Annotated in this window: 18 protein-coding genes; 6 read left to right on the forward strand and 12 right to left on the reverse strand. The window is 63.6% G+C overall.

Features of this window, described 5'->3' with window-relative positions; translation table 11 throughout:
• Positions 1-25: 25 nt before the first annotated feature.
• The 4 genes from cysS to SH412_RS14700 all read right to left on the reverse strand — a co-directional run bounded on the left by cysS (position 26) and on the right by SH412_RS14700 (position 6,195).
• Entirely contained in the window at positions 26-1,585 is a 1,560-nt protein-coding gene (gene cysS / locus SH412_RS14685; RefSeq protein ID WP_336518762.1) for a cysteine--tRNA ligase, read from the reverse strand.
• Between the two features lie 163 nt (positions 1,586-1,748).
• Positions 1,749-2,009: a hypothetical protein gene (locus SH412_RS14690; protein ID WP_336518763.1), complete on the reverse strand. Its 261-nt coding sequence runs from the start codon at positions 2,007-2,009 to the stop codon at positions 1,749-1,751.
• Between the two features lie 107 nt (positions 2,010-2,116).
• Positions 2,117-2,899, reverse strand: coding sequence for a hypothetical protein (locus SH412_RS14695; RefSeq protein WP_336518764.1), 783 nt, complete (start codon positions 2,897-2,899; stop codon positions 2,117-2,119).
• Positions 2,896-6,195, reverse strand: a complete 3,300-nt coding sequence (locus SH412_RS14700; protein ID WP_336518765.1) for a PD-(D/E)XK nuclease family protein — start codon at positions 6,193-6,195, stop codon at positions 2,896-2,898. The genes SH412_RS14695 and SH412_RS14700 overlap by 4 nt, the downstream gene beginning before the upstream one ends.
• Before the next feature lie 335 nt (positions 6,196-6,530).
• On the opposite strand from SH412_RS14700, the gene SH412_RS14705 reads away from it, so the two are divergent.
• Both SH412_RS14705 and tsaD read left to right on the forward strand, forming a co-directional pair.
• On the forward strand, positions 6,531-7,988 hold the full coding sequence (locus SH412_RS14705) for a S41 family peptidase (RefSeq protein ID WP_336518766.1): 1,458 nt from the start codon (positions 6,531-6,533) through the stop codon (positions 7,986-7,988).
• An 82-nt stretch (positions 7,989-8,070) separates the two neighbouring features.
• The gene (gene tsaD / locus SH412_RS14710; RefSeq protein WP_336518767.1) at positions 8,071-9,135 is read left to right on the forward strand and encodes a tRNA (adenosine(37)-N6)-threonylcarbamoyltransferase complex transferase subunit TsaD; all 1,065 of its coding nucleotides are present in this window, start codon (positions 8,071-8,073) and stop codon (positions 9,133-9,135) included.
• Between the two features lie 32 nt (positions 9,136-9,167).
• Here the strand turns inward: tsaD and SH412_RS14715 are convergent, their stop codons facing one another.
• Positions 9,168-10,415, reverse strand: a complete 1,248-nt coding sequence (locus SH412_RS14715) for a hypothetical protein (RefSeq protein WP_336518768.1) — start codon at positions 10,413-10,415, stop codon at positions 9,168-9,170.
• A gap of 185 nt (positions 10,416-10,600) precedes the next feature.
• Entirely contained in the window at positions 10,601-13,087 is a 2,487-nt protein-coding gene (locus SH412_RS14720; protein WP_336518769.1) for a vWA domain-containing protein, read from the reverse strand.
• 640 nt (positions 13,088-13,727) lie between these two features.
• On the opposite strand from SH412_RS14720, the gene SH412_RS14725 reads away from it, so the two are divergent.
• Complete coding sequence (locus SH412_RS14725) at positions 13,728-15,269, forward strand: hypothetical protein (RefSeq protein WP_336518770.1); 1,542 nt, start codon at positions 13,728-13,730, stop codon at positions 15,267-15,269.
• Between the two features lie 51 nt (positions 15,270-15,320).
• Here the strand turns inward: SH412_RS14725 and SH412_RS14730 are convergent, their stop codons facing one another.
• From SH412_RS14730 to SH412_RS14740, 3 genes are all read right to left on the reverse strand, one after another.
• Positions 15,321-15,818: a hypothetical protein gene (locus SH412_RS14730; protein ID WP_336518771.1), complete on the reverse strand. Its 498-nt coding sequence runs from the start codon at positions 15,816-15,818 to the stop codon at positions 15,321-15,323.
• 197 nt (positions 15,819-16,015) lie between these two features.
• The gene (locus tag SH412_RS14735) at positions 16,016-16,339 is read right to left on the reverse strand and encodes an Hpt domain-containing protein (protein ID WP_336518772.1); all 324 of its coding nucleotides are present in this window, start codon (positions 16,337-16,339) and stop codon (positions 16,016-16,018) included.
• Positions 16,340-16,469: 130 nt separating this feature from the next.
• On the reverse strand, positions 16,470-16,667 hold the full coding sequence (locus SH412_RS14740; RefSeq protein WP_336518773.1) for a hypothetical protein: 198 nt from the start codon (positions 16,665-16,667) through the stop codon (positions 16,470-16,472).
• A 505-nt stretch (positions 16,668-17,172) separates the two neighbouring features.
• On the opposite strand from SH412_RS14740, the gene SH412_RS14745 reads away from it, so the two are divergent.
• Entirely contained in the window at positions 17,173-18,387 is a 1,215-nt protein-coding gene (locus SH412_RS14745) for a hypothetical protein (protein WP_336518774.1), read from the forward strand.
• A gap of 293 nt (positions 18,388-18,680) precedes the next feature.
• Here the strand turns inward: SH412_RS14745 and ispF are convergent, their stop codons facing one another.
• Positions 18,681-19,160, reverse strand: coding sequence for a 2-C-methyl-D-erythritol 2,4-cyclodiphosphate synthase (gene ispF / locus SH412_RS14750; RefSeq protein WP_336518775.1), 480 nt, complete (start codon positions 19,158-19,160; stop codon positions 18,681-18,683).
• A 310-nt stretch (positions 19,161-19,470) separates the two neighbouring features.
• Between ispF and SH412_RS14755 the strand changes: the two genes are divergently transcribed.
• Both SH412_RS14755 and ruvA read left to right on the forward strand, forming a co-directional pair.
• The gene (locus tag SH412_RS14755) at positions 19,471-22,293 is read left to right on the forward strand and encodes a BamA/OMP85 family outer membrane protein (RefSeq protein WP_336518776.1); all 2,823 of its coding nucleotides are present in this window, start codon (positions 19,471-19,473) and stop codon (positions 22,291-22,293) included.
• A gap of 26 nt (positions 22,294-22,319) precedes the next feature.
• Entirely contained in the window at positions 22,320-22,943 is a 624-nt protein-coding gene (ruvA, locus tag SH412_RS14760; protein WP_336518777.1) for a Holliday junction branch migration protein RuvA, read from the forward strand.
• 113 nt (positions 22,944-23,056) lie between these two features.
• Here the strand turns inward: ruvA and thpR are convergent, their stop codons facing one another.
• Together thpR and acnA are read right to left on the reverse strand one after the other, a co-directional pair.
• Positions 23,057-23,620, reverse strand: coding sequence for an RNA 2',3'-cyclic phosphodiesterase (gene thpR, locus SH412_RS14765; RefSeq protein ID WP_336518778.1), 564 nt, complete (start codon positions 23,618-23,620; stop codon positions 23,057-23,059).
• Between the two features lie 81 nt (positions 23,621-23,701).
• Positions 23,702-26,449 carry an aconitate hydratase AcnA gene (gene acnA, locus SH412_RS14770; protein ID WP_336518779.1) on the reverse strand — a complete coding sequence of 916 codons (2,748 nt, stop codon included), beginning with the start codon at positions 26,447-26,449 and terminating at the stop codon, positions 23,702-23,704.
• Between the last annotated feature and the right edge of the window lie 69 nt (positions 26,450-26,518).

The following is a 26,518-nucleotide window of genomic DNA, read 5'->3' on the forward strand; positions in this document are numbered from 1 at the left end:
CGTCACTGCGGAAAACCAAAGTCCGTTACCCGCGACGCCAGAGCGTGCGCTCTTTCTGGTCTTCCAGCGTGATCTTCAGTTCCGCGAGCTTGTTGCGGACCAGGTCGGCGACGGCGAAGTTCTTGTTCTTCCGGGCGTCGGCCCGGATCTGGATGATGAGCTGCATCAGGCCGTCGAGCAGTGCGTCGTCCACCCCGCTGCCGGCAGTTTCGCGCGGCTGCCGGAACACGCCCAGAATGGCGGCCAGTTCCTTCAGCAGCGTCAAGCCGGTGGTCAGGGCGGCGATCTTTGCGGGGTCGGCGCCGGGGGCCTCCAGTTTCTGGTCGCCGATGAACGCGTTGAGAACGCGGCGGAGTTCGAACAGGACGCCGACGGCGCCGCCGGTGTTGAAGTCGTCGTCCATCGCTTCGAGATAGCGATCCCGCAGCGACTTCAACTCGTCGAAGAACGGCTGCAATTCGCCGGCGCTTTCCGGCAATGGCGTGGTGCCGGAGCGCTTCTCAGGGGCTTCAAGGCTGTAGAAACTCTTGCCGCTGATCCGTTCGTAGGTCTCGAACAGACGGAAAAAGCCGTCGAGGCTTTTCCCTGTTTCCGCGATCCGCTCCAGACTGAAATCAATCGGGCTGCGGTAGTGAGTCGCCAGCAGGAAGAAGCGGACGGTTTCCGGGTGGTGATGGGCGAAGACGGCCGTTTTGACCGACTCGGCCCCGGCAGAGCCCGCGAGTTTGCCGGCGATCTGGGCGGCCGCGGCGTCGCCGTGGCGGTCGTGACCGCCGCCGACCTTGCCCGCCTGCCCGCTGGCCTGCATCAGGCCGTTGTGCATCCAGTAGGTGGCGAAGGTTTTTCCGGTGCACGATTCCGACTGGGCGAGTTCGTTTTCGTGGTGGGGGAACATCAGGTCCAGACCGCCGCCGTGGATGTCGATCGAATCACCGAGCAGCTTGCGGCTCATGGCGGAGCACTCGATGTGCCAGCCGGGCCGGCCGGGGCCCCAGGGGCTGTCCCAGGCGGGCTCGCCCGGCTTGGAGCCCTTCCAGAGGGCGAAGTCGGCGGGGTGCTCCTTGGCGTCGCGGGTCTCGGCCCGGGTGCCGGCGAGCATTTCGTCGATGCTGCGATGGCTGAGCTTGCCGTAGTCTTCGTCCTTAGTGCAGCGGAAGTAGACGTCGCCGTCGAGCGGGTAGGCGTAGCCTTTGTCGATCAGCGACTGAATGATCTCCTGCATGTCCTGGATGTGCTGCGTCGCAAACGGGAAGTGGTCGATGCTGTCGACCCCCATCAGCTTCAGGTTGTCGAAATAGTCCTCGGTCATCTGCTTCGCGAGGGCGTCGACGGTCATCCCCTTCTCGGCCGCCTTGTTGATCAGTTTGTCGTCGACGTCGGTGATGTTGACGACGAAGGAGACGTCATAGCCGCTGTAGACGAGGTACTTCTTGACGGTGTCAAAGATGACCGGTCCGACCATGTGGCCGATGTGGGCGGGCTTGTAGACGGTCGGCCCGCAGAGGTACATGGTTACCTTGCCGGGTGTGACGGTCTTGAAGTCTTCTTTCTGGCGGGAGAGGGTGTTGTAGACGCGGAGGGCCATGCGAGATCGTCCGTGAATGGAAGAGGAAGCCGAGTGTCCGGGGAGATCGCCAAACATTGAACCTGTCGGGACTTGCAGAGAATAGCAACGTCCGCGGCGGACGGGAACAGCACTCCGGAGGGGGCGCCGCAACAGAAGCGGAACTCGCGGTCACGCCGCCGCGTTACCGCCGATGACGACGTACCGGGCCTTGCGGGAGTTCAAGCACTTCACAACGTTCAGGAAGCGAGCGAGCATCGTAGTGCTTCCGGGGCATCCGACCGCCGTTCATGTCCCAGGCGAGCTGCTGGTGGGCGGCCAGCCATTCCAGACGCTCAATATCAGACAGCGACTGAAACCAGCGGGCGCGAGCCTGAAGGCTGCCGTCCTGCACGTCGTGCGAAACACTCGGGGCAGATTCCGGTCGGACGACGGCTCGGGACATGCGTTTCCTGACTTTAATCGGGCCATACACCGTCGCGGTCCTGACATATCTTGACTTTCTGAGGATAGCACCGTCCTCCGCGGACGGGAACTGCACTCCGGCAGGGTTCAGACGGGTGCGGGCACGAGGCGTTGCAGTTCGCGCAGGAGAAACGCTTCCGGGGCCAGCTTCGGGACGACAGTGGATGCACCGGCGGCCTGGACTTGTTCGACCAGTTCCGGCAGCGGGAAGTCGAGACTGACGACAATGGGCAAATCGGGATGCGTCTCGCGATACGCCATGAGTTGCTGCTGTCCGCCCGATACCCAGGGGTCGCCGTCGAGCCAGAGAATTCCGGCCTTTACGGGATCACACTCGACCAAGCCGCCGGCCTGCTGAATCAGCAGGCACCATGTCTCCTGCCATGCCCGGTCCGGAGAGACAACCGCAAAGGTACCGCCGGCCAGTGATGCGTCCGTTTGAGGGTGGTCTGCCGCGAAGCATTCGTCCCGTGTGGCGGTCAGAGGCAGCGGCGTCCCCTGCCCAGCATTCAGCAGCGACCACTCGGCCTGCAGTCGCTGGACTGCCCAGACTGCCGGCACCCGTGAGGCTGCGGGCCAAAGGTCGCGCCGTCGCCCGTCCGCCTCGCACCAGGCCCCGGCGACGACGACCAGCCGGGCGATCGGCGTCCGGGTCAGCAGGCGGGCGATTTCGGCGGTCGGGTATTCATCCGGGTGGCTCTGCAGAACGACGACGAGATCCGGAATCGCTCCGGAATCGATTGCGAGAGCCGACGCAATATCGGGCCAGCGAATGCTTCGAGCGGACTTTGTCTGCTCACTCAGCCAATCGAGCACCAGGGCAAATTCGGGCCGGTCGGCTTGTCCGAGAATCCAGGTAACGGGGGTCATGCGGGCGACTCCGCATCGACCGGCGCGGCCGTTGCTGGCAGGCGGCTCCGTTTTCCGAGCAGGTCGGCGAGGGGACGGATCTGATTGACACGGCAGACGGTCCGGTATGCGCAGTGTCCGGTGCATTGCTCGTCGGCATTTTCGACGACAAACCGCCCCGAGCGAATTCCCGCGGCCAGTCGCGGAACGACCACGTCGAGAGTGGCTTCCAACTGATCCAGCACGGCCTGCTCCAGCGACCCGAACTTCGCCCTGTTGCGAAGTCCGGGCGAAAACCCCGTCTCCTTCAACGCCCAGTAGCCCATCTGGAACGGGACGGCGTCCGGGCCGGCCAGGCCAAGGCGTTTCACCGCCAGCAGATAGAGCGGGAGCTGCAGCCCACGTCCGGATTCCAGATCGTCGAGTTTCAGCGTGGGCCGCTTGCCCGTTTTGTAGTCGATGACCGTAAAAACGTCTTTGTCCCCGGCGCGGCCGCGGTCGACTCGGTCGATACGGCCCCAGACGACGGTCTGGTCAGCCCCTTTCCCCAGCACCAGCGGCTGACGGGCGGCGGCGGGATCATCCTGCTCGCGGGGCAGTTTTCCGAAGGCCAGTTCCGGCGGCAGCGGCTCGGCGAGCTGCTCCCAGGAGGCTTTCACATGCTCCAGGTACTCGGTGTTCTGCTGAGCGAAGGCGATCGCCCATTCCTCCATGAGCAGGTGTTCGATGCGCTGCAATGCCTGCTGCAGTTCGGTCTCCGGGATCCGGCGACCGAGCCGCTCTTCGACGTACTCGACAAACTGCCGGGCCAGATCGTCGCCGAGCCGCATGCCATTCTCGCGGAGCAGCCGCGCGAGGACGTCGTGAATCATCACGCCCCGTCCCAGGTGGTCGGTCCCTTCCTCCGGCAGCGGCAATTCGGCAACGTCCAGCACGTTTTCCAGCCAGAATCGGAACGGGCACTCGGCGTAGGATTCGAGTTCCGTGGCGCTGAACTGGTGCGAGGCCGCGAACCGGCCCTGGAGCCCCTGAATATTCTGCGGCAGCGACAGCCGACCTTCCCAGGGGGTGAAACCCTGGGTCTGAAATCGCTGGGCCGCGACGTTGGCAGCCGCCAGGAGGTTTCGGGCCGTCGGCTGTCGGGCAGGTTCATCGGCCCACCAGCGGAGCAGTCCCGGATTCCCGGCTCGGGCTTCCACAACGCTCAGCAGCCGCAGGTCACCAGGACTGAGCGCGTCGGATCTGGTCGGCGTGGGATCCAGCCGGCCTTCGTGAGCCTCAGTGAGAACGCCTGGCGCAAACAGCGTCCGCAAGGCCGATGCATACGGACTGGGAAAGACCGGCTGGCCGCGGCTGCTGACGGCGGGATAGGAGAGAGTCAATTGCCGCGTCGGGCAGGCGACAGTCTCGAAGAACAGAAACATTTCATCCTGCTGATGGGCGGACCGCTGGTGCAGCCGGAGACCGGATTCGTTCAGGCGAGTCCGGTCGCTGTCGCTCAACAGGCAGTCGTCGACGCGGGACGCCGGGAAGGTGCTTTCGGTGAGCCCCGCCAGGAACAGATACGGCACGTCGAGGTGGCGGACCTGGTCCACATCGAGAATGCGGACGACTCCGGCAGGTTCAACCGATCTGCCGATCGTTTCTCGCGACAGCAGGTCGCGGAATTCGAGCAGAAAATCCTTCAATGCAGTCTTGCGGGGTTCTGGTTCCAGTTCCCGTTCGGCTTCCGCTGCGTTCCGGAGAATCCGCTGCACGAGGTCCCAGTCCTGGCGGGCCTGTTCCGCTTCGCGAAGAATCTCCGCGCCTTTGTGTTCCGCGGGAGGGAAGAACCGCAATTGTTCGACCACTTCGGCGAGTGCATCGGCCCAGCGGTCGAGAGGATGAGCCCGACGCAATGGATCGAGGGCGTGAGACAACTTGGACAGGATGTCGAAGGCGCCGAACGCGTCGGCATATTCCGCGCGATTGCGCTCATCGACCGGCCGTTCGGCGACTCGCTTCAGGACGCGGAGCATGACATCGCGTCCGGCATGCAGGCGATGGCGCCTGAGGGCGCGTCCGACCCGACGGGCAGCTTGCGTCCGGAGCGCTCCCATCGCCGGCCAGCCCAGGAATTCGCTGTGCAGCAGGTCGAGAACGCGTTGAAACGGCCAGTGCTCGATCTCCAGTTGCAGAACGCCGAACAGCGCTTTGACGGCAGGACTCGCCGAAAGGGGGCGTTCGGCTTCGCACCAGACCGGCAGCCCGGCGGCCTGCAATGCTTCCAGCCAGCGGGGACCATCGGCGGCGACGTTTCGCAGGCCGACGACGATCTGACCGGGGGCGACGCCGGTCGCCAGCAGATGCTTGATCCTGAGCGCGACGGCAGTCCATTCGCTGTCCGGTCCGGTCACCGAGACCAGTTCCAGGCCTTGCGCGTCCCCTGCTGGTTTCCAGTGTCGAGGATTGCTGAACAGCCCTCGACGAACGGTCGCCAGGCCGGCCGGTCGGGAGTCGACTTCGGGACTGTCCGTGACCTGGATGTCTCGTTCGCAAAGCTGCCCCTGCAGGCGCCAGAGAGCCGCCGCCGGTTTGGCGAAGAGTTCGGACCGGTCCGCCGACCGGTCGAGTGGCAGCGTGATCAATGTGTCCGGGCAGTGTCCGGTCAGATGTTCGATGATTTCGTACTGCGTATGGGTGAAGTCGGTGAAGCCGGCGATCACCAACTGCTGCAGATCGGCGAAGGGTCCGAACCGCCCGTTCTCCAGTTCGGTCCGGGCGAGCCAGAAACGTCCTTCGGAGTCGTACCACTGTCGCTGCGTCAGCGCGTCCTGGTACTCCTGGAAGATCAGCGCCAGGTCCCGTTCTCGTGGTCGGCCCCCCTGCAATGCGTTCGCAAAATCGTCCGGCCAGATTTCTTCCCGCTTGAGTTCGGAAATGAACGACGTCACCAAGTCGAGAAATCCCGAGGACTCGGCGACGCCGCGAAAGTGCGGCAGTCTCCCCTGCTCTGCCAGTCGGCGGATCAGATGCCGCAGCATTGTCCGCTTCATGACGGGAGAAATCGGCGAGGCGGGCTGCCCGGAGGCCTGCAATACGGTCTCCGCGAAGGAATCGAAGGTCATGATGCCGGGGGCGACGCAGGCCGAGGGGGAGCCTGTCAGGAGCCGGGCCACGATTTCCCGCTGCGCCCGGCGGGTCGGGGTGAGCCAGAGCGCGGCTCCCGGCGAGCGCTGCTGGCGGAGCGATTCCAGCACGGCGGCATATCGGGCCAGAACCGTCGACCGCTCCGTTCCGGGCAATCCGCAGAGGATCTCGACGCGCGACACAGCCACCCTCCCTGTTCCAGCTCCGTGACAGCCAGTCGCCGGAATCCTCCGTCCTGCTGACAATCCCTACAGCCAGTTCGCAGCCGCCGAATGCCCGAAATGGCTGACAGGAGCGCTGGCGGCTGCGTTCCGATCCGATCGATGGACAGCCGCAGAAAATCGGGGGCCGGATTCGCAGTCTTGTCGGAAGTCTGCAGAGAGACTACGCTTCCTTCAAGGCCATTTGTGAAAGTTTGGCGGAAATGCGTCCTGAATCAACTGCCGTGCCCGGAGCGCGGAACGGTTCGGTCCGGAAGATGCTACGCCGACGGGGTCCGGTGTTCGACAAAGGGAGATGGCGAATGCTCATGCGTCGCGTCTGGTCGTGGGTTCTGGCGGTCGCAGTGTCGGTCGCGGTCGGAGCCGGTTCGGCATCCGCTGCTGAAGACGAAGATTACTACGAGCTGATGAAGCTCTTCGTCGACACCTTCGAGCAGATCGATCGCAACTATGTGAAGGAAGTCGACCGGAAGGAGCTGGTGGAGGCCGCGATGCGCGGCATGCTCAACAAGCTCGACCCGTATTCCTCCTACTTCGACAACAAGGAGCTGAAGGAGTTCAACGAGCAGGTCGAGCAGGAATTCGGCGGTATCGGCATTCAGGTTTCGCTCGACCCCAAGGGGCGCCAGTTGATGGTGCTGTCCCCGATTCCCGGCACGCCGGCATACAAGGCGGGAATCAAGGCGGGCGACCGGATCGTCGAGATCGACGGGAAAGCCACGGCCGAGTTCGGCGAGGGCAAAGAGATGGATACCGCCGTCAAGATGATGCGCGGAACCCCGGGATCTCCGGTGAAAGTCACCGTCGTGCACGAGGGGAGCGAAGAGCCGACAACGCTCGAACTGCTGCGTGCCGTCATTAAAACTCCGACGGTGCTGGGAGACCATTTTGACTCCAGCGGCGAATGGTCCTACTTCATCGAAGGGGCGGACAAGATCGGTTACATCCGCCTGACGCACTTCAGCCGGAACAGCGCCGCCGAAGTGGAAGACGCCCTGAAGTCTCTGCAGAAGCAGGGGATGAAGGCGTTGATCCTGGATCTGCGATTCAATCCGGGCGGCCTGCTGACGTCGGCCACAGCGATCTCCGATCTGTTTGTCGAGGACGGAGTGATTGTCAGCACCAAGGGTCGGAATACCGACGAGCAGGTGGCGACGGCGACAAAAGAGGGGACCTACACCGGCTTCCCGATGGTCGTGCTGGTCAACCGCTACAGCGCCTCCGCCAGCGAGATCGTCAGCGCGTGCCTGCAGGATCACAAACGGGCGCTCGTTGTCGGTGAGCGAACCTGGGGCAAGGGGAGCGTGCAGAATGTGATCGAACTGGATGGCGGCCAGAGCGCCCTGAAGCTGACGACCGCCAGCTATCACCGGCCGAGCGGCAAGAACATTCACCGCTTCCCGAATTCCAAAGAGACGGACGAATGGGGCGTGATGCCCGATGAAGGATACCTCGTCAAGTTCTCAACGGAGGACATGCAGAAGTACCTGGAGTACCGTCGTCAGCGCGACATTCTCGGCGGGGAGCGTTCCGAGAAGCCGGTCGAGTTTACCGACCTGCAGGTCGCCAAGGGAATTGAATGGCTGAAAGCGGAGCTGGCGAAGGCCGACGAGAAAAAGACCGAGTCGCCAGAGAAGACCGCCGAGGAAAAGAAGGACGAGAAGAAGGATTCCGCACCGAAGGGTCAGGACGAACCCAAAGGGGGGGCTTCGGTCGAGTTCTTCCGACAGCTCCCCTGGCGGCCGGCCCACCGGGGCTGAGCGCAGGCCTGTCGAATTCGCGACAATGTTCCGCGTGGCCGGGGATTTCCCGGCCACACGTTGTTGAAGGCCCGGCCGCCCGATGTCTGATTCCGCGTCTCATTCCAAGGAGCTGCTGCTCGCGATCGAATCGTCCTGCGACGAGACCGCAGCCGCCGTCATCGACTCGAATCGGCGAATTCTGTCGAGCGTCATCTCGACGCAGCACGAATTGCACGAACGATTCGGCGGCGTGGTGCCCGAAATCGCCTCCCGCGCCCACGTCGAGCGCATTCTGCCCGTGATCGACGAGACGCTGCGGCAGGCGGGAGTCACCCTGCAACAGATCGGCGCGGTCGCCGTCGCGACGCAGCCGGGCCTGGTCGGCTCCCTGCTGGTCGGGCTCACTGCGGCCAAAACGCTCGCCTGCGTGCTCGATGTTCCGTTGCTGGCCATCGATCATATTGCGGCGCATCTTTACGCCTGTCGGATTGCCGCCGGGCGCGATGTGTTTCCCGCAGTCGGCCTGGTCGTCAGCGGCGGGCACTCGAATCTGTACGACTGCGCCTCGCCGGTGGATTTCGAACTGCTCGGTTCGACCATCGACGACGCCGCGGGCGAGGCGTTTGACAAAGTCGCGCAGATCCTGGGACTGGGCTATCCGGGCGGCCCCTTGATCGAGCAGGCGGCACGGGACGGCGATCCGGCGGCGATTCCGTTCCCGCGGGCGTTTCTCAACGAAGATCGCCTGGAATTCAGCTTCAGCGGCCTGAAGACGGCGGTCAAATACGCCGCCCATGGAACTCCCGGAGCGCGTGCTCTGCCTCCGGAACTGACGCCGCGCCGAATCGCCGACCTCGCGGCAAGTTTTCAAACCGCCGTCGTCGACGTGCTCGTCGGCAAGACCGAGCAGGCATTGAGACAGACGGGGCGAGCGCGATTGCTGGTCGGCGGTGGCGTGGCGGCTAATGCTGTTCTGCGCGGCCGTCTCGAAGACATGGCGACTCGCCGCCGCATCGAACTGCACATCGCGGCCCGGGAACTCTGCACGGACAACGCGGCGATGGGGGCGCTGGGCTGGGAGCTGTGGGAACGAGGCCGATTCTCGCCGCTCGATCTCGACGTGACGCCGGGACTGGTCCGCAAGCGTTCGTCGGCGTCCTCGTAGCGAACTCTCCCGCGGGAGGCGATGCCCGACGGCTACGGCGTGCGAATACCGTTGCCGCCCCCTCCGCCGGTTCCGCCGCCGACAAAGCTGAATGTGAACACATCCGTGATGCTCGAAAACGTCGGGCTGACGCTGAGTCGGACGTAACGGCGGTCTCCCGAAACGACGGCCATCGCACCCATCGAGACCCCTTCTCCGATGAACTGCACGACCGGCTGGTAGCCGACTGCGCCAGGTCCCACGCTCGGAACTCCCCCGCCTGCTTGCGGAGCGACCTGGGCCGACACCATCGGAATTGCGGAGCGGGCGGCAAGGCGCGCCGCGGCGGACTGCTCTGCGGGCCGATGATTCACGGGCGGGTGCAATTGTCGGGCGGCGGTCTTCAGGCCGGACGCCATCGAGACGCGGATCAGCTTATCCTCTGCGCCGAGCGCGACGACGTAGGTCGAAGTCTCTGCGCGCGGGGAGTCGGCTCGGCGGGTCACGGTCAGAGTCGCTCGCTTCCCTACAATATTCCCGCTCACGTGACGGACCCGGATGACGTATTCCCCCGCCATTCCCTGCGGGCAGACGTAATCTTCGTGGCACCGGGCCGGATCGGGTCCGTAGCCGTCAAACAGGTGCACTCCTCCCCCGGAGGAAAAGGCATTCTGACGCGAACAGACCGAGCCGTCGGGTTCCTGGACCAGCAGATCCAGGTCGCCATCGCCCGACCATTCGAGACGGACGACGAGATCCCGAATGCGGGCCGCCTGCATCTGCTCTTCCAGGGCCGATGCCGCATCGGAGCGTCCCGACTTCAGAAATTCCTCGCGGGCTTCACTCGCCGCGGCCTCCGCCTGCCGGACCAGCGACGCGCGATTCTTTCCCCAGACGTAGCGCAGGACGCCCGGAGCCGCCCAGGCGACGGAATCCCAGTCTTTAGTCCGAATTGCGAGCGGAAGCGCCAGCGAATAGGCATCGGGTCGGTTGGGCTCCAGGGAGGCCGCCTGCCGGTACAGCCGCAAGGCATGGTCGAAGCGATCAAATCGCGTCAGGTAGGCCGCGAGATAGAGCTGCGAGGCGGCATCGCTCGGCGTCACATCCTCGCTCGACAGCAGCACGCGCTCGATCTCTTTGTCGGGCCGACCGGCCATCCGCATCGACAACGCGAGAACTTCGTACATCCAGGGCTGAATCTGTCCGTGGATGATCGCCTGCTGGAGGCAGGCGATCACTTCGTCATGTTGACGGGACTTCGCCAGCTCGTTGACAACTTCGCGAATGGTCTCCGGGGACACCTGTCCTTTGGAGAAGTAGCTCGACCAGTCGGTCCGATTCCGGCCGGTGCTCCCCTTTGAGCTCTCGGGATTTCGCCGGTTCTGAACTCGACGAAAAACGGGAAGTGCACGCCTGACGGCCCGCACTTCCCGTGAATTCTTCAAACTGCCGAGGCTGCCGGAAATTCCCGGCAGAACTTGCGGACCTACTGTTTTTTTTTGCCGAGATCGACCGGCTGACCGGCAGCGGGGAGCGGAGGAACGCTGAAGAATCCGCCGCCCATGCCGCCGCCCATCCCTCCCATGCCGCCCCCCATGCCGCCCATACCACCACCGCCGCCAGCGCTCCCGCCGAACGGGCTGCCGCTGATCCCGTTCTGGCCGCCCCCCTGCGTGCTGCTGCCGCCGGTGATGGGGACCACGAGGTCGGCGACCGGATAGACCCGGACGCTCAATTTGAGGTCGGCTTCTTCGATCGTGGTGATCTTCATGACTTCATCTTCGATCACATACGTCAGCCCCTGCGGCTCCAGCAACAGCTTGAGGGCGCTTCGCAGCGTGATCTTCGTCAACTGCAGGGTGACCGGCGTATCGATGCCGATGCCCGCGTCCGTCAATTTGACTTCGTCGGCCCAGATCTGAATATCGTGATAGTTCTTCAGGAAGTCGATGGCTTCCTTCAACGGCATATCGACGAAGTCAACTTCCGTTTCCTCGGAAAGAGCCTTCAGAATCCGCTGTTCGTTGGGGCTGTTCTTCTTCAGGTCGACCGAGTCCCACTTCTTCCGTCGCTCCGACAGGCTCTTCCAGACTTCGGCCGGGGGGAAACGGATCGGCGGTTCGTCTGGAAACGGGACGTGCGACAGTTCGACCTGATGCAACGTCTCCAGGAACTCGTTGGCCCGCAACGTCCGCAGCCGGAACGAACGCGTCAACTGCTGAGCGGCGATAGCGCCAAACCGGGCGGCCGAGGAGACGCCGCTGTCCGGACGAAGGTCGATCGCCACCTGAGCGACTTCCGCCGCTTCGCCGAATGCGGGGTCGTCGCCATGCCGGCCATCTTCCATCAGCGCCCGCACGCGGTCGATCAGGTTCGCCAGTTTTTCCTCTTCCAGCAGAAGCTGGTCGGTGATTCGGTTCTGAGCCTCTTCGGCGGCCAGGGCGACCTGGCGGCGCGCCTGCTGCTGTTGCAGCTTTTCAGACCGGTTCTGCAGAGCCTGCAACTCAGACTCCAGACGCTTCAGCAGGCCGTTTCGATCTTCGGGAGCGATATCGGAAGCCGATTTCACGGCGTTCAGAGTCCGCTTCAGCTCATCGATTGCCTGTTCCGGTTCGGTCGAGCGGCGCGCGGCTTCGACCGCATTCGCGACCTGGTATCGCAGCTTCTGAGTCAACACGACTCGCAACTGATCCTGCTCGGCGATCGGGCTGTCGGCCGGATCGGGCGAGACGCGGTTTTCCAGGGACTTCGGGTCTTCAGTCTCGGTCTGCCGGCTGACCAGCCGCGCTTCGAGCCGTTGGGCATCCGCCTCCAGGGAGGTCGCCAGTTCGTTCTGCGGATCGAGCTGCGCCACTGTTGAAGCGATCTGCCGGGCTTCGCGAACGTGCTTACCGGCGAGCGCCTGCTCGCCAGCCTGGAGCAGCGCATTCAGACGCCCGTCGAATTCCTGCTGAGCGGCACGGACCACCGGCAACCCCGCAAGGGAGTTGCTCAATCCCCCGTCGAGCTCGAGACGTTCGGCAAAGGCGGGCAGGAACTGGACATCACGGGACTCCTGGGGAGCCGCCAGCGTCCAGGAGGCGGAATTTCCCTTGCCATCCGACAGTTCAAAACTGGCGTCGCCCTGCAGATTCCCGCGAGCGACCAGGATGGTTTCGCGATCCAGGCGGACGGGGAGCGCGCGGTCGTTGAACAGGGTCAGCCCGCGCGGAGCTTTCATTTCGGTGGGGAGGAAGACCGGAGCCGCAATGGCGGCGCCCAGCGCCTGGCCGTCCTGATCCGGGCTCTGGTCGTCCCGCGTCCCGTCAAACAGCAGGATGCCGCCGGTCTGGTGGGCCAGAGCACCGAGCAGGTGCAGGTTCTGCTGCGGCCCGACGGCGTAACCGTGAGCCATGATCTGTCGCGACTGGAGCTCGCCAATCAGCGTCCGCAGCGAGGCGGCGGGAATTGGAGCCGACGAGGAGACCCCGTCGCCAATGTATGTGATGCTTCCGGCGCGATCCGCCGGCAGGGCCGACAGAGCCGCTTCGTAGGCTTTCGGCAAATTCGTGGCGCCGAGCGGAACTCGTTGATCGAGCGTCGCGAGCGACTCCAGGATTTCCGATCCCTGAGGGGCGACGAAATCCGCCGTCAGCGGCTCGGTCTGCACGTCGACGGCGAACAACCGGACGCGATCGCCGACCGGCAGCGTCGCCAGAACTTTCCGCAGCACGCCGAGCGACTGCTGGCGATGCTGCCCCACCTGACTGGCGGAGGTGTCGATCAGGATCACGTGATCGTGAGCGGTGATCCCTGCCGGGAGTTCGTCGGCTTTCAGGATGATCGCCAGCAGATCTCCGCCGGTCCGCCCGGCTGGAACCAGCACGCCGGCCGGCGTCCGGAACTCGGCTGCTGCGAGCATGCTGAACGACAACGGCGATGCGGCGAGCACTGCCGCGACAGCCGTACGACCCAGAAACCGCTTCCAAAGCATTCTCGCCACTCCCGAAATGTCTGTGGGATGCGCGTCGAAGATCATGTATCGAGCGACCACCGCAAGAGCGAAGCCTTACGGAGACTTAGCCACCAAACGAAAATTCTAACGGTCTGTGCAGGCGGGATTGAAGAGAAATTCGGCAGAACTCTCCAGAATCCCCCATACGGGGCCGTTTATGCAATCGGCGCGGACAGGGGCACCCGTCGACAACGGTGACCAGAGACTGTGCCAGCCTCTGAATCGGACTTCTGCCAGCCCGCGAACGACCACTTTCCGATCCGACCTTGCAACGCATTCAATGCATTTTGTCCGCAAGGTTGATGGCCTGCGGTGGTTTGCGAGTTCCGTCGCAGATGGCGGCCCTCCCGCAGCCGTTTACAGATCGCCGCAACCTCTTTCGGAAAGGACCGTTACACCGATTCACAACAGCTCTCGGTCCGCTCCCGCACTGACGATGCTCCTCCCGGAATCTCCAGGGAGTCTGCCGATTCCGGTGAATTTGCCGGCCGCTTGACGTCGATCCTATTCCGGCTGCCCGATTTTGAATTCGAGTTCCGGAAATCGGACCGCGCGGAATGGTCTGCACGCTCGGCCATGCGTTCTCCCGATTTGGCCACCGGCGGAGGGGCGGAACCTCATGCGGTCTGCACATTCTCCTCGGTTCGCGGCGCTGGCAGTCGTCGTCGCAATGCTGGTCTGGCAGACACTGGCCCGTCAGCCGTCCGTAGAGGCGACGCTTCCGCTCCGGCCACTGCCCCGGGAATCGCGTCCGTTCCCGCATGGGATTTCGAACGCCAATGCCCCGCAATATCGGGAGTACGCCCAGGAATCGTTTGCCGATCCCGGAACCGCGCTCTTCTTCCTTTGCGTGGGCGACCCTGCCGCCACGTATGAGGTCGTGCTTGAGGGGCGAGGAACGCGCGTCACCCCCCGTTTCGCGGCCCAGACGGAGGTGCACTCAAGTTTGACGAGTGACTGCGTGACCGAAGACTTCCCGTCCTCGCAGCGAGAGCCGGAAGATTTCACAACGGTCATCGCGCAAGTCGGCCGTGGCGCCCCCCTGCCGACGTCGGTCCGTTCCAACGAAGATCGGCCGTTCCGGTTGACCCGACGTTTCTCGTTCCCGAAGGCTGGCAGCCGCAGTTCGCTCGCTGCCGAGGAGCTGCTGGAATCGGATCTGCTGGCGGAGAATCCGCACATTCGAGTCTATGTCGAACGCGGGACGACTCTGGAGGCTTCTTTTGACGGATTTCTCGAAACCGTCTGCGAGCTGGCCGGCGCGGTTGTCACTGGCAGCGACGCCCTCGGCGGCCAGTGCCGCGATGTCGACGCCGACGGCAAGCTGAGCATCGTACTGACGTCCCGACTCTCAGAATTCGGCGGTCGTGGAGGGCGTCTGGATGGCTGCGTCCGCTGGGAGGATTTCCAGGACTTCGCCCCGCGATCCGTCGGCAACGCGGCGGATGTGATTTTTCTGAATCCGGAAGTCCCCGATCGGGCGCAACTTTTCGCCGTTCTGGCTCACGAGTACGGACATTTGATCGCGTTCACACGACGCGGCATCGGTCTCGATCCGACCGCGGTTCCTGATGAAGACTGGCTGAACGAGGCACTGGCCCACGTCATTGAGGTTCAACTCTCGGGTCAGGACTCGAATCTCGCAGACCGCATTGATGAATTCCTGCGGCATCCGGAACAGAGTCCCCTGGTCGTCGCCAGTTCGACTCGTTCCGGACTCTGGCGCGATCCCGGCAGTCGCGGCGCAGGCTACCTCTTTCTGGAATGGCTTGTCAGGCGGTCACCTGAAGAGCGGCTGGCGCGACTGCTGCGTGGACCGGAACGGGGAACGCAGCTCGTCGAAGCCGTTTCCGGAACCGCTTTTGGCGAGACCTGGTCCGCCTGGGCGGCACACCTCTGGTCGCAGGGAATTCCCCAGCGTCGGGAAGGAACTGCGCGGCGCTATCCCGCCGCCGTTGACGTCGAATTGAGTCGACATCCGCTTCGGATTGCCGTCAGAGGCATGTCCCTCTGCTACCTGTCTGCCGCCACGCACCTTCCCGGCGGAACGATTGCCGTCACGCTCCCAGCCGACGCAATCTGGCTGGAAGGATGGGCACAGCGTGATCGCGTTGTCGGCGCGCCGCTCGCGTCTGACCATCGCGATCCGCAGTACCGGTGAAACGATCCGCGGCCCCGCACCAGAACCCAGGAGCGACGCGGAGCTCTGCAGCTACTGGTTGTCGGTCTTCGCCGTGGGCGCCACGACGCCCGTCAGAACCAGGCGCAGAGCCTGCAGCTTCTGCAGTCGCGAAATCGGATAAATCCGCACGACTTTACTCTTGTAGGTCAGACGCCCCTCCGGATCAAACGCCAGGAACTCCTTCAGTTCGTCGTTTGCGTCGCCCGCGTAGAGCGCCGCAAATGTTTCGGGATCGACCCCGCGCCCCGATTCCAGATCGTCCACGACATTCAAACCACCGCAGAGGATGGCGTAGGCATTCACCGACTTGGTGGCGGGCACGAGCCGATTTTCGTCTTTCAGGGCCTGCGCGGCCGCGGCCAGCGCTTCCTGGACGCCCACGATTTTCTTTTTGGTCTCATCCGAGAGTTCCGAGACCTGGTTGTCCTGTGCGGCCAGTTCTCCGGGGCGGCCAATCTGCCACGCCCCCAGAGCATATCCGCTCCCGACCAGGACCGTCGCCAACGCCGCTCGCTGCAGCCAACGCATCGCTCGAACTCCTCGCGGTCTCGGAAGCCCGCAGTCTGAAGACAGACGTGTAGAAAGGCTCTGAACAGGGCTCGCCGAACCGCCAGTCTTCCACGGTTCAGAAAGTCGCTCCCTATGCTCTCGCACGTGGGTACGGTTTGCAAGGCATGAATTTGCCGGGGCGGTGCGGAAATCAGGGAGCGACAGCGAATTCGTCATCAGGCGCGCATGCGCGCCTGATAGTGACGAAGAGACTCGACCAGTTCGGCCAGAACCACGGGAGACGGCAGAGGCCGCCCGGCTTCCGCCTCGATCCTTGCAGCCAGTTGCGTGAGGCCCGGGTAGCCGTAACCCCCGCCAGCCCCCTTCAATTGATGTGCGAATTGCGCCAGTTGCTGGAAATCCGCAGATTTCAGAACGCGATCCAGTTGATTCAGTCGCTCCGGAAGTTCGCGCAGAAACGTCTCAACCACCTCGGCGAAGAGTTCCGGATCACCAAGCTCCGAATGCACCAGATCGGACGAACGATCATCGCCGTTCATGAATCGAATGCCCGTCGTGGTAAAAAGCGCGACGGAGGATCTGCGTCCGAGGGGTCCCGGGGTCCGCCGACACTCTGCTTTGACGAGAACACCGACGAGTCGGAATTGCCGGAGGACCGGAAAACCCGATTCAGGCCGCCTGTTCGTGGGGAGACTTCTGCGAGTTCCGTTCGGCAACGCCGGGACTGGCGTCGGTCTCCGACGCCAGCCGTCGGGTCCTCCCGCCCAGTTCCGCGCTGACATACATGACCGCCGTGGCAATGCCGACCGTGAGCAGGCAGGTCAGCAGAACCGACGGATTATTTCCGCCCAGCCAGTCGGTAGGCATGATCGTTTGTCCGAGAGGTCGGTGAAGAGGATGACGGGTCAGGTCTTGGTTCCGTCCGACCAACCCCACCCTGTAGAGGTCGGACGCAAACCCGTTCGGGCGAGAGTCCGGCGAAATCTGCAAAGTGGTTTTCTGCGATTCCCTGGCCAGAACTGCGATCAGCGGAACCGGATGACTTGATACGGCTGTAGCGAGTTTGTCGATTGCGATGCGGAGACGCGCTCGAAGCGATCAGCCGCCGGCGTCTGAAAGTCGCATCAAGGCGGACTTGTGGGTTTTGAGGCGGTCAGTCAGACTCTGACCATTGCTGCGAACGGCGCTGTCGGCCCCCGCGGGTCGCGACAGCCGCCACACTGGCCCAGATTCTGATGGACGACGCACCATGCACGCGGTCTTCGCGATCATTGTCGGATGGCAAACACTCCTGGCGGCCGCGCTTCCCGATGGCGCCCAGCTCTCGTATTCCGGGACCTTGACGAAAGTCGAACGAGACAAAAGTGCGCCTATGAAGTCATTCCAGGTCATCGGACTCGTCATCGGCGAAGCGGGCAACCAGTCGCTTCTTTACCAGGTTGATGAGCGGGGCGGCGGCGGCGGTTGGGCGTGGCCCGAGCGCTTCGGCAACCTGCCGCTCAGCCAGTCGGGTTCTCAGGCCGCGATCCAGATCCTTCACACGCACGAAGGAACGCCGAACGCGATCCCGGTCCGGCGGCCCGTGTTCGAGTTCCCGGAGCGACTGAAAACTGATGAAAACTGGACGGACGGCCAACTGGAATATGTCGTCGGCCGGCAGCGAAAGCTGCAGGGGCGCGACTGCTGGCCGATCGAGGTCGCTTCGGCGAACGGCCGGCACCAGTCGCTCAACGTCGATGCCGGTTCGGGAGTGATTGTCACGGCCGAACAACGGGTCTTCATGGGTCGCGGCGAAGAATTTCAGTTGCGTCTGGAACTGACCGGAGAGCAGGTTCTGACGGGGGATTCGCTGTCCGGCAGCCGGGCTGCGGGACTGCAGCTCGTGGCGCTTCAAACGTCGCTTGCCAGAAAGCCGGATCCGCGGAACACCGAGCTCCTTCCCGATCAGCTCGGGAAAGTCCGGGAACAGCTCCCCGCGTTGCAACAGGCGGCCAGCGGAACGGTCTGGTCCCGGCTCGTGGAAACGATCACCCGCGACGTGCAGCAGCAGGGGCGGAAGCAGGAGGGGCTCGCCGGGCTTGAGAAGAAGTTCGTCGGACAGGAAGTCCGCTGGTCCGATCTGGCGCTGCTCTCGGGCAAGACGCTGCCGGCTGACGAGCTGAAAGGCAAAGTCGTCGTGCTGCAGCTCTGGGAGTACAACGGAGACCAGTTGCTGGAACCGTACGGCCAGGTCGGTTATCTCGACTTCCTGTCCCACCAGCAAAAGAAGCGGGGCGTCCGGGTGGTCGGCGTCGCCGTCGATATCAAAGGGGACAAAGCCGCCGCCGCAAAGCGATCCGCCCGCAAACTGAAGGAATTCATGAACTTGAGTTATGACATCGCGGTCGACGACGGCACGCTGCTGGAGCTGCTCGGAGATCCGCGCAGCCTGGGCGCCGCCCTGCCCCTCTGGATCGTCGTCGACGGAACGGGACACATCACCCACTACAAGGTCGGGTTATACGACCTCAAGCCGGACGAGGGACTGCGTCAGCTCGACGAGGCCGTTCTGGAGGCCCTGCGGTCGCGCGCGCCGGCCGTCAAATAGCGGCGGCTGAAGACGTAAAATTTCTCTCAGAAACGCAGAGGGAATAGAGGCCGTAGAGAAGACGAAGCAGAGAATGTCGAATGACGAAGGCGGAATGTCGAAATGAAGGCGTTCGAGCGAGCTGAGACGTCGTTTGACGCCATGCGGCGGCGGCAGACGAGCCTGCGACAAAGCACTTCGAAGCGGTCGACAGCGCGATGCTTTCCCCGGTTTTGAGCTTTAGTGCTCGAGATTTCTTTCGGATTTCGTGCTTCGGATTTCGATTGTTTTCGCCGGGTCCGGCTCAGCCAGACTCACGACCGGGTCAGCAGCACGATCGCGTCGGCGTCGATCGCTTCCTGGCGACCGATGGGACCGACGCGCTCGCCGGTCTTCGCCTTCACGTTAATCCGGTCCTCGGCGATCTCCAGCAGTTCCGCCAGCCGGGAACGGATGGCCGGCTTCAGCGGCGAGAGCTTCGGACGCTCAGCGTGGAGGGTGCAGTCCAGATTTCCAATCTCCCAGCCGCGGCTGCGGACCTCCCGCGTGGCTGCCTGAACAAAGATCACGGAGTCCGCCCCCTGCCAGCGGGGATCGGTATTGGGAAACCATTCCCCGATGTCCCCCAGGCCCAGCGCACCGAGCAGCGCGTCGGTCACGGCATGGAGCAGCACGTCGGCGTCGCTGTGTCCGTCCAGTCCCAGTTCGTGCTCGATTCGCACGCCCCCGAGAATCAGCGGTCGGCCCGGACAGAGCCGATGGCGATCGTGTCCGAGCCCGACGCGAACTTCCATTGCGATGCGCTTTCGTCACCAAAGAATTGGGGGCCTGATCGTTCGGGCGCGAATCTTACCGGGAGGGCTCAGGGGCAACAATTGCAGAGCCGGCCGCGCCCGACGTATCCGGCCGGCGTGAAATGTCGGAAAACGTCTCCGGGAAACAGTTTTCTCGAATTGCCCGGCGGTTTTCGTCTTGTTCGGGGATTACGAATCGCATATCTGTACCCGCCCCGTCGCCAACCTGCTCCGGCAGCGCGGCTCGGACTCCCGTCTTCACGCCTTGTCCCTGGCGAGCATGGATGCCCGCCCCGTGAAAGTGGACTGCATGACGCACTCCGCCTGCGACGCTTCGCACAGCCAGAACCTGGTGCGCCCGCCGAACTTTTCGGCCTGGGCGGCGCCCCTGCTCTGCCTGTTCGCGTTCGCCGCGAATGGCGGCCCAGCCTTCTCCGCTCCTCCCGAGGACTTCCGGGAACGCTCACAACCGTCGGAACTGGCGGAAGCCGATCAGTCCGCCAATGAGCCGGAGGGCTTGCTGGCGGAAGTGAAGATCGAAGGGAATTCGACGATCTCCAGCGAGGACATCGCCCGGCAGATCCGCCTGCGTCCGGGCCGCCCGGCCAGCCAGAAGCTGATTCAGGACGACGTCGACGCTCTCGTGCGACTGCGGTGGTTTGCTCGCGTCGAACCGATTCTGAAACAGACCGATGACGGCCTGGTGCTGACCTTCAAAGTTCTCGAACGTCCGATCGTGAAGCACGTCGAGTTCAAAGGAAATAAGAAGGTCAAGAAGGAGAAGTTCGAGGGGATCACCAACCTGAAGCCCGGCAGCCCCTTTGATCCCGCAGCCAATAAAGAGTGCGCCCGTCGAATTGAGAAGTTCTACCACGAGAAGGGTTACGTCTTCGCGATCGTCGACCTGGAATGCGGGGGCGAAGCGGAAGACCGGGATGTCGTTTTTCTGATCACCGAAGGTCCGAAGGTTGCCGTCTCCGGTTTCAAATTCCGCGGCAACGAATCCTTCAACAGTCAGTTGCTGCGAACCAAGCTGACCACCAAGCCCCAGATCCTCTGGCTGTTTGGCGGCAAGTACGACCCGACCACCGTGACCGACGACGTCGGCGCGATCAAAGCCTACTACTACTCCCTGGGCTACTTCGACGTACAGATTGAGCACAAGCTCGCCTTCACCGACGACAAGTCCAAAGTGCAGATTCAGTACGACATCGACGAAGGCCCCCGCTACAAGATTCGCAAGGTCGAATTCAACGGGAACGATGTGATTCCCGAGCCGACTCTGCGGAGCGATCTCACCATCTCCAACGGCGAGTTCTTCAGCGCCCGCAAGATCAATATCGACGTTCAGAAAATGCTTGGCCGCTACGGCGAGCAGGGCCGGCTGTTTGCGAAGGTCGACGCCGTTCCGATCTATCTGACCGAGCCGGGCCAGGTCGACCTGGAGTTTCGCATTGATGAAGCGAATCCGACCCGCCTGCGGGAGATTCGCGTGCACATGCAGGGGGACCATCCGCACACCCGCACGCACCTCGTGCGAAACATCATGCGGCTGCATCCCGGCGATCTGGCCGATCCGAATCTCATTCGCCAGTCCAAGACGCGAATCGAGGGTTCGGGATACTTTGACCACGGCCCCGAAAACGGCGTGCGACTCGAAATCCGACCGGTCAATGAGCCCGACTGGATCTCGGACACCGATCTGAAACTCGCTCGCGGCCAGAGCGGCCCATTCACGCAGGTGCGGGTCGGCGGACATACCACCGCCAAGCCGCTGGTCGACGCGGACGACTACAAGGCCGGTCCGCCGGTCGAAGAAGAAGAAGAAGAAGAAGAAGAAGAAGTGCGACATGGCGCGACTGGCGTCGAGCCGGTCACGGGTCGGTTATTTAACGCTCCGGCTGCGGGAAGCAACGACATCCTGCCGTTCGTCGCCCGCGGACAGAGCCGCGGTCCGCTGCCGGAACCTCAGGACTTCATCAACGACAACAGCCCGCAGGGGAATCCCCTCAGCGACGCGCTGCGGAATCCCGGCCCGGACGACTGGGTACAGCCCGCGCCGCCCGACTTCGTGGACATTGACGCCTATCTGACGGAGGCGCGGACGGGGCGGCTGATGTTTGGCGTGGGGGTCAACAGCAACGCCGGCGTCGTCGGCAACATTGTCCTCAGCGAAGACAACTTCGACATTCTGCGTCCGCCGACGAGCTGGGACGACGTCTGGAACGGAACGGCTTGGCGGGGCGCCGGCCAGAAGTTCCGCATCGAGGCTCTGCCCGGCACCCAGGTCAGCCGTTACATGGTGGACTGGCAGGATCCGTACTTCCTGGACACCGACTACAACCTGGGGGTCAGCGGTTTCTACTTCCAGCGGTTCTACGAGTACTGGACCGAACAGCGGCTGGGCGGACGCGTCCGGGTTGGCAAGCAACTGACGCGGGACCTGTCGGCTTCGTTGTCCGTCCGGCTCGAAGACGTGCAGATCAGCAATATTCCGACGTTCTCGCCGCAGGATCTGAGAGACGTCTACGGCGACAACTTCCTGTCGACGGTTCGCGGCTCGCTGATCCACGATACCCGCGACGCGGCGATGATGCCGTCCGCCGGTCACTACATGGAGTTCTCCCTGGAGCAGGCCTTCGCCGAATTCAACTACTTCCGGGTGGAAGCGGAAGGCCGACAATACTTTACGACGTATCAACGGCCAGACGGCTACGGCAAGCACGTGCTGACCCTGCGGGGCGACCTGGGCTGGACGGAATCCAGCACGCCGGTCTTCGAACGGTTCTATGCAGGCGGTTTCCAGAATTTCCGGGGTTTCGCCTTCCGCGGCGTGAGCCCGACTGAGGACGGCATTCGGACCGGCGGCACCTGGATGGCGCTGGGAGGGGCGGAATACTCAATTCCCGTCACGGCCAACGAAATGATCCGCGTCGTGGGCTTCACGGACTTCGGCACGGTCAGCGACCAGGTGACCCTGGATGACTTCCGGCTGTCGGTCGGCGGCGGCTTGCGAATCATGGTTCCGATGATGGGTCCGGTGCCGATCGCCCTCGACTGGAGCGTGCCGATTCTCAAGGGTGACTTCGACAACACCCAGCTCTTCAGCTTCTACGTGGGCATCAACCGGTAGTCGGCCGCTAAGCGGGGAGTTCTGGGTTGATCACGCGGATCACGGGGAAGCTGGAGCGGTTGAACGAGACTGAGGCGTGGGTGGCGGCGGGGCCGTTCGTCTACGAAGTTTACGTTCCCGAGTTCGTCCGTCGGCACTTGCAGGGCGAAGTCGGTTCGACCGTCACTCTGCGGACCATCGAGTACATCGAGGGGAATCCGCAGCAGGGGCGGCTGACCCCCCGGATGATCGGATTTCTCTCCGATGCGGAGGTGGAGTTTTTCGACGCGATCGGGTCCGTGGACGGCATGGGGGTCAAGAAGACGCTGCGGGCGATGGTCCGTCCCGTGCGGGAGATCGCGGAAGCGATCGAGGAACAGAATATCAAGGAACTGAGCCTGCTGCCGGGCATCGGCCCCGCGATGGCCGAACGGATCGTGGCCAAGCTCCGCCGGAAGATGGCGAAGTTCGCCCTGATGATCGCCCGCGATTTTCCATCGGCCCCCTCTTCCGAACGGACAGTTCTGAGCGATGCCTTCGAGGCGCTGATCAGCCTGGGGTATACGGCTCCGGAAGCTCGCCAGAAAATCGACGCGGTTGCGGGCACGAAGCAGAAGTTCAAGACGGTCGAAGACGTGATTCTGGCGATCTATCAGCTTGGGCGGGATTGAGACGGGCTTGGCAATGTGGATGCAAAGCTCCAAGTTCCAAACACCAAGTTCCAAACACCAAGTTCCAAACACCAAACACAAGAGCACATGCCGGGCGGTGGGTGGAACCGGCCCTACGAGAGCTGCAGCATGGCGCTGGCAATGGTGGTGTAGACCGGTCCGTCCGGTGTCAGAGTTGATTCGACAAGTTCCAGTTCGCGGACCTCGATCTCTCCAAAATGCGTCATCGCCGTGCGCTGCAGCAGCGTGTCGAGTTCATCGGGCGGGCGGTGCTTCACATAAGCCAGCGTCAGATGGGGCTGCCAGGTTCTGGTTTCGCGGGCAAAACCGAGCAAATCGCAGCCGGTCTCCAGCTCGGCGACGAGACCGTCCAGCGCGTCGCGAGGCTCGACGCCGGCCCAGACGACTTTTGGTCGGCGGGGATGGGGAAAGACGCCGGTTCCCGCAATCCGCAGAGAGACTGGCCGGGTTGCGGCAGCAATCTGCCCCAGCAGTTCAACGACCCGGTCGGCCTGCTCAGTGGTCGTGTCTCCCAGAAACTTCAGAGTCAGGTGCCAGTTCTTCGACGGGACGACGCGCAGCGCCGTGCCCATTCCGCGGAGCTCTTCGGCTACGTGATGCAGTCGCGGGAGGGGGGGGACGCGGACGGCGACAAACATGCGTCTGGCAATTCCCATTTCCCTCTCCCGACGAACGAAAGCCCCCGGTCACGACGATGACCGGGGGCCTCAGGAATCACCACAAAGTGACGCCGGGACTCAGGACTTGCTGAGCTGGCGGAGCACCGTGTGCAGAATGCCGCCGTTACGGTAGTACTCGACTTCCACCGGCGTATCGATCCGGCAGGTGGCGACGAAGTGGACCGGGGTGCCGTCGGGTTTGGTCCCCGACACCTCGATGGCCTGCAGCGGCTTGAGGGTATCGTCGAGCAGGATTTCGAAGGTCTCGGTGCCGTCCAGCCCCAGCGATTCGCGGTTCTCACCCGCGCGGAACTGCAGCGGCAGCACGCCCATGCCGACCAGGTTCGAGCGGTGGATCCGTTCGAACGAGACCGCGATCACGGCTTTGACCCCCAGCAGGTACGTCCCCTTCGCAGCCCAGTCGCGAGAAGACCCGGTGCCGTACTCGCTGCCTGCCAGAACCACCAGCGGCGTGCCGACGGCCTTGTACTTCATGGCGGCGTCGTAAACCGACATCTGCTCGCCGGTCGGGAGGAATTTCGAAACGCCCCCTTCGACCCCCGGCACGAGCAGGTTTTTGATGCGGATGTTGGCGAATGTGCCGCGGGTCATCACCCGGTCGTCGCCGCGGCGGGCGCCGTAGCTGTTGAAGTCGAGCGGCCTGACGCCGTGCTCCTGCAGATAGGTCCCGGCCGGAGCCGAGGCCTTGATCGCCCCCGCCGGGCTGATGTGGTCGGTCGTCACCGAGTCACCCAGCGAAAGGAGGCAGCGAGCGCCCGAGATCGAACGGATCGGCTGAGGCTTCTCGGGCATGTTCTGAAAGAACGGCGGCTCATGCACGTAGGTGCTGGCGTCGTCCCACTGGTACAGATCGCCGGTCGCGCCGGTGATTTTCTGCCATTCCACCGGCCCCTGGGTGGCGTGACCGTACTGCGTCGTGAACATCTCCGGCACGATCGACTTGGCAATCGTACTTTCAATCTCCTGCGACGTCGGCCAGATGTCTTTGAGATAGACGTCGTTCCCGTCGCTGCCCTTGCCCAGCGGCTCGGTGGTCAGGTCGATGTCGGTGGTGCCGGCAATCGCGTAGGCCACTACGAGAGGCGGGCTGGCCAGATAGTTGGCACGCACGTCCGGGTTGATCCGGCCTTCGAAGTTCCGGTTGCCGGACAGGACTGCCGCGGCGACGAGGTTGCCTTCGCGGATGCCGTGGGAAATCTCTTCGGGAAGCGGACCGCTGTTGCCGATGCAGGTCGTGCACCCGTAGCCGACGGTCTGAAAGCCCAGCTTGTCCAGCGAGGCCGACAGGCCCGACTTGTCCAGGTATTCCGTCACCACGCGGCTGCCGGGGGCCAGGCTCGTCTTCACCCAGGGCTTGGCGGTCAAGCCTTTCGCCGCGGCGTTGCGCGCCACCAGCCCGGCACACACGAGGACCGAAGGATTGCTGGTGTTCGTGCAGCTCGTGATCGCAGCGATCACCACCGCGCCATGCTTGAGCGAAAACTCTTTGCCGGCGTACTCGACCGGCACGCCGTCTTCGCCGGGATCCGGAGTGACCGGTTCGTCCGTCGGTCCTCCTTCCGATGTCATGGAGACCGGCGTCGACCCGTTGCCGGGCGAGGACTTCCCGAAGGTGCTGCTGAGATCCTGGCGCCACTGCGCTTTCATCCCGGCGAGTGCGATGCGATCCTGGGGACGCTTGGGGCCGGCCAGCGACGGCTCGACGGTCGACATGTCCAGTCCGAGCGTGCTCGTAAACCGGGGTTCGGGAGAGTCGTCCGTCCGGAACAGCCCCTGCTCTTTGTAGTATTTCTCGACCAGTTCCACTTCGGCGGCGGTCCGTCCGGTTCGCCGCATGAACCGCAGAGTCTCGTCGTCGACGGGGAAGAAGCCGACGGTCGCCCCGTATTCCGGGGCCATGTTGGCGATCGTCGCCCGGTCCGGCAGCGACATCGTCGACAGGCCCGGGCCGTAGAATTCGACAAATTTGCCGACCACGCCGTGCTGGCGCAGCATCTGCGTGACGGTCAGCACCAGGTCGGTGGCGGTGGCCCCTTCGGGAAGCCGGCCGGTCAGCTTGAAGCCGACGACTTCCGGCAGCAGCATGTAAATCGGCTGACCGAGCATGACGGCTTCGGCTTCGATGCCCCCCACGCCCCAGCCTACGACCCCCAGGCCGTTGATCATGGTGGTGTGGCTGTCGGTTCCAACGAGGCTGTCCGGATAGGCGACGCCGTCGCGGGTCAGCACTCCCTTGGCGAGGTATTCCAGGTTGACCTGGTGGACGATTCCCGTCGCCGGCGGCACGACGCGGAAGTTGGTGAAGGCATCCTGAGCCCAGCGCAGGAGCTGGTATCGCTCGAGGTTCCGGGTGAATTCCAGGTCGATGTTCTTCTGGTACGAATCGGCCGAACCGAAGCTGTCGACCTGCACGGAGTGATCGATGACCAGATCGCACTGAACCAGCGGATTGATTTTCTTCGGATCGCCCCCCAGGCGGACCATGGCGCTGCGGAGCGCCGCGAGGTCGACGACGGCGGGGACGCCGGTGAAGTCCTGCAGGACCACCCGACCCGGCATGAAGGGGATTTCAACCTGGGCCGGGGCGGCGGCGTTCCAGCCCGCCACCTGTCGCACGTGCTCGGTCGTGACGATAAATTCGTCGACGTTCCGCAGGCAGGCTTCGAGCAGGACGCGGATCGAGTACGGGAGCGTATCGATTCCCGGAAGGCCGGCATCGGCCAGCTTCGGAAGCCGAAAGATCTTGTACTCGCCGGCAGAGGTCTTGAGAACGCCCTCCGCGCCGAATGGATTGCTCGCCGCCATTCGCAACTGCTCCCTTCCGAACCGCTTGCCCGCCTGAATGATCCGTGGATTGAGGAATCCTACCGCGAC

It is taken from the genome of Planctellipticum variicoloris (genome assembly GCF_030622045.1).
GTDB classification, from domain to species: domain Bacteria; phylum Planctomycetota; class Planctomycetia; order Planctomycetales; family Planctomycetaceae; genus Planctellipticum; species Planctellipticum variicoloris.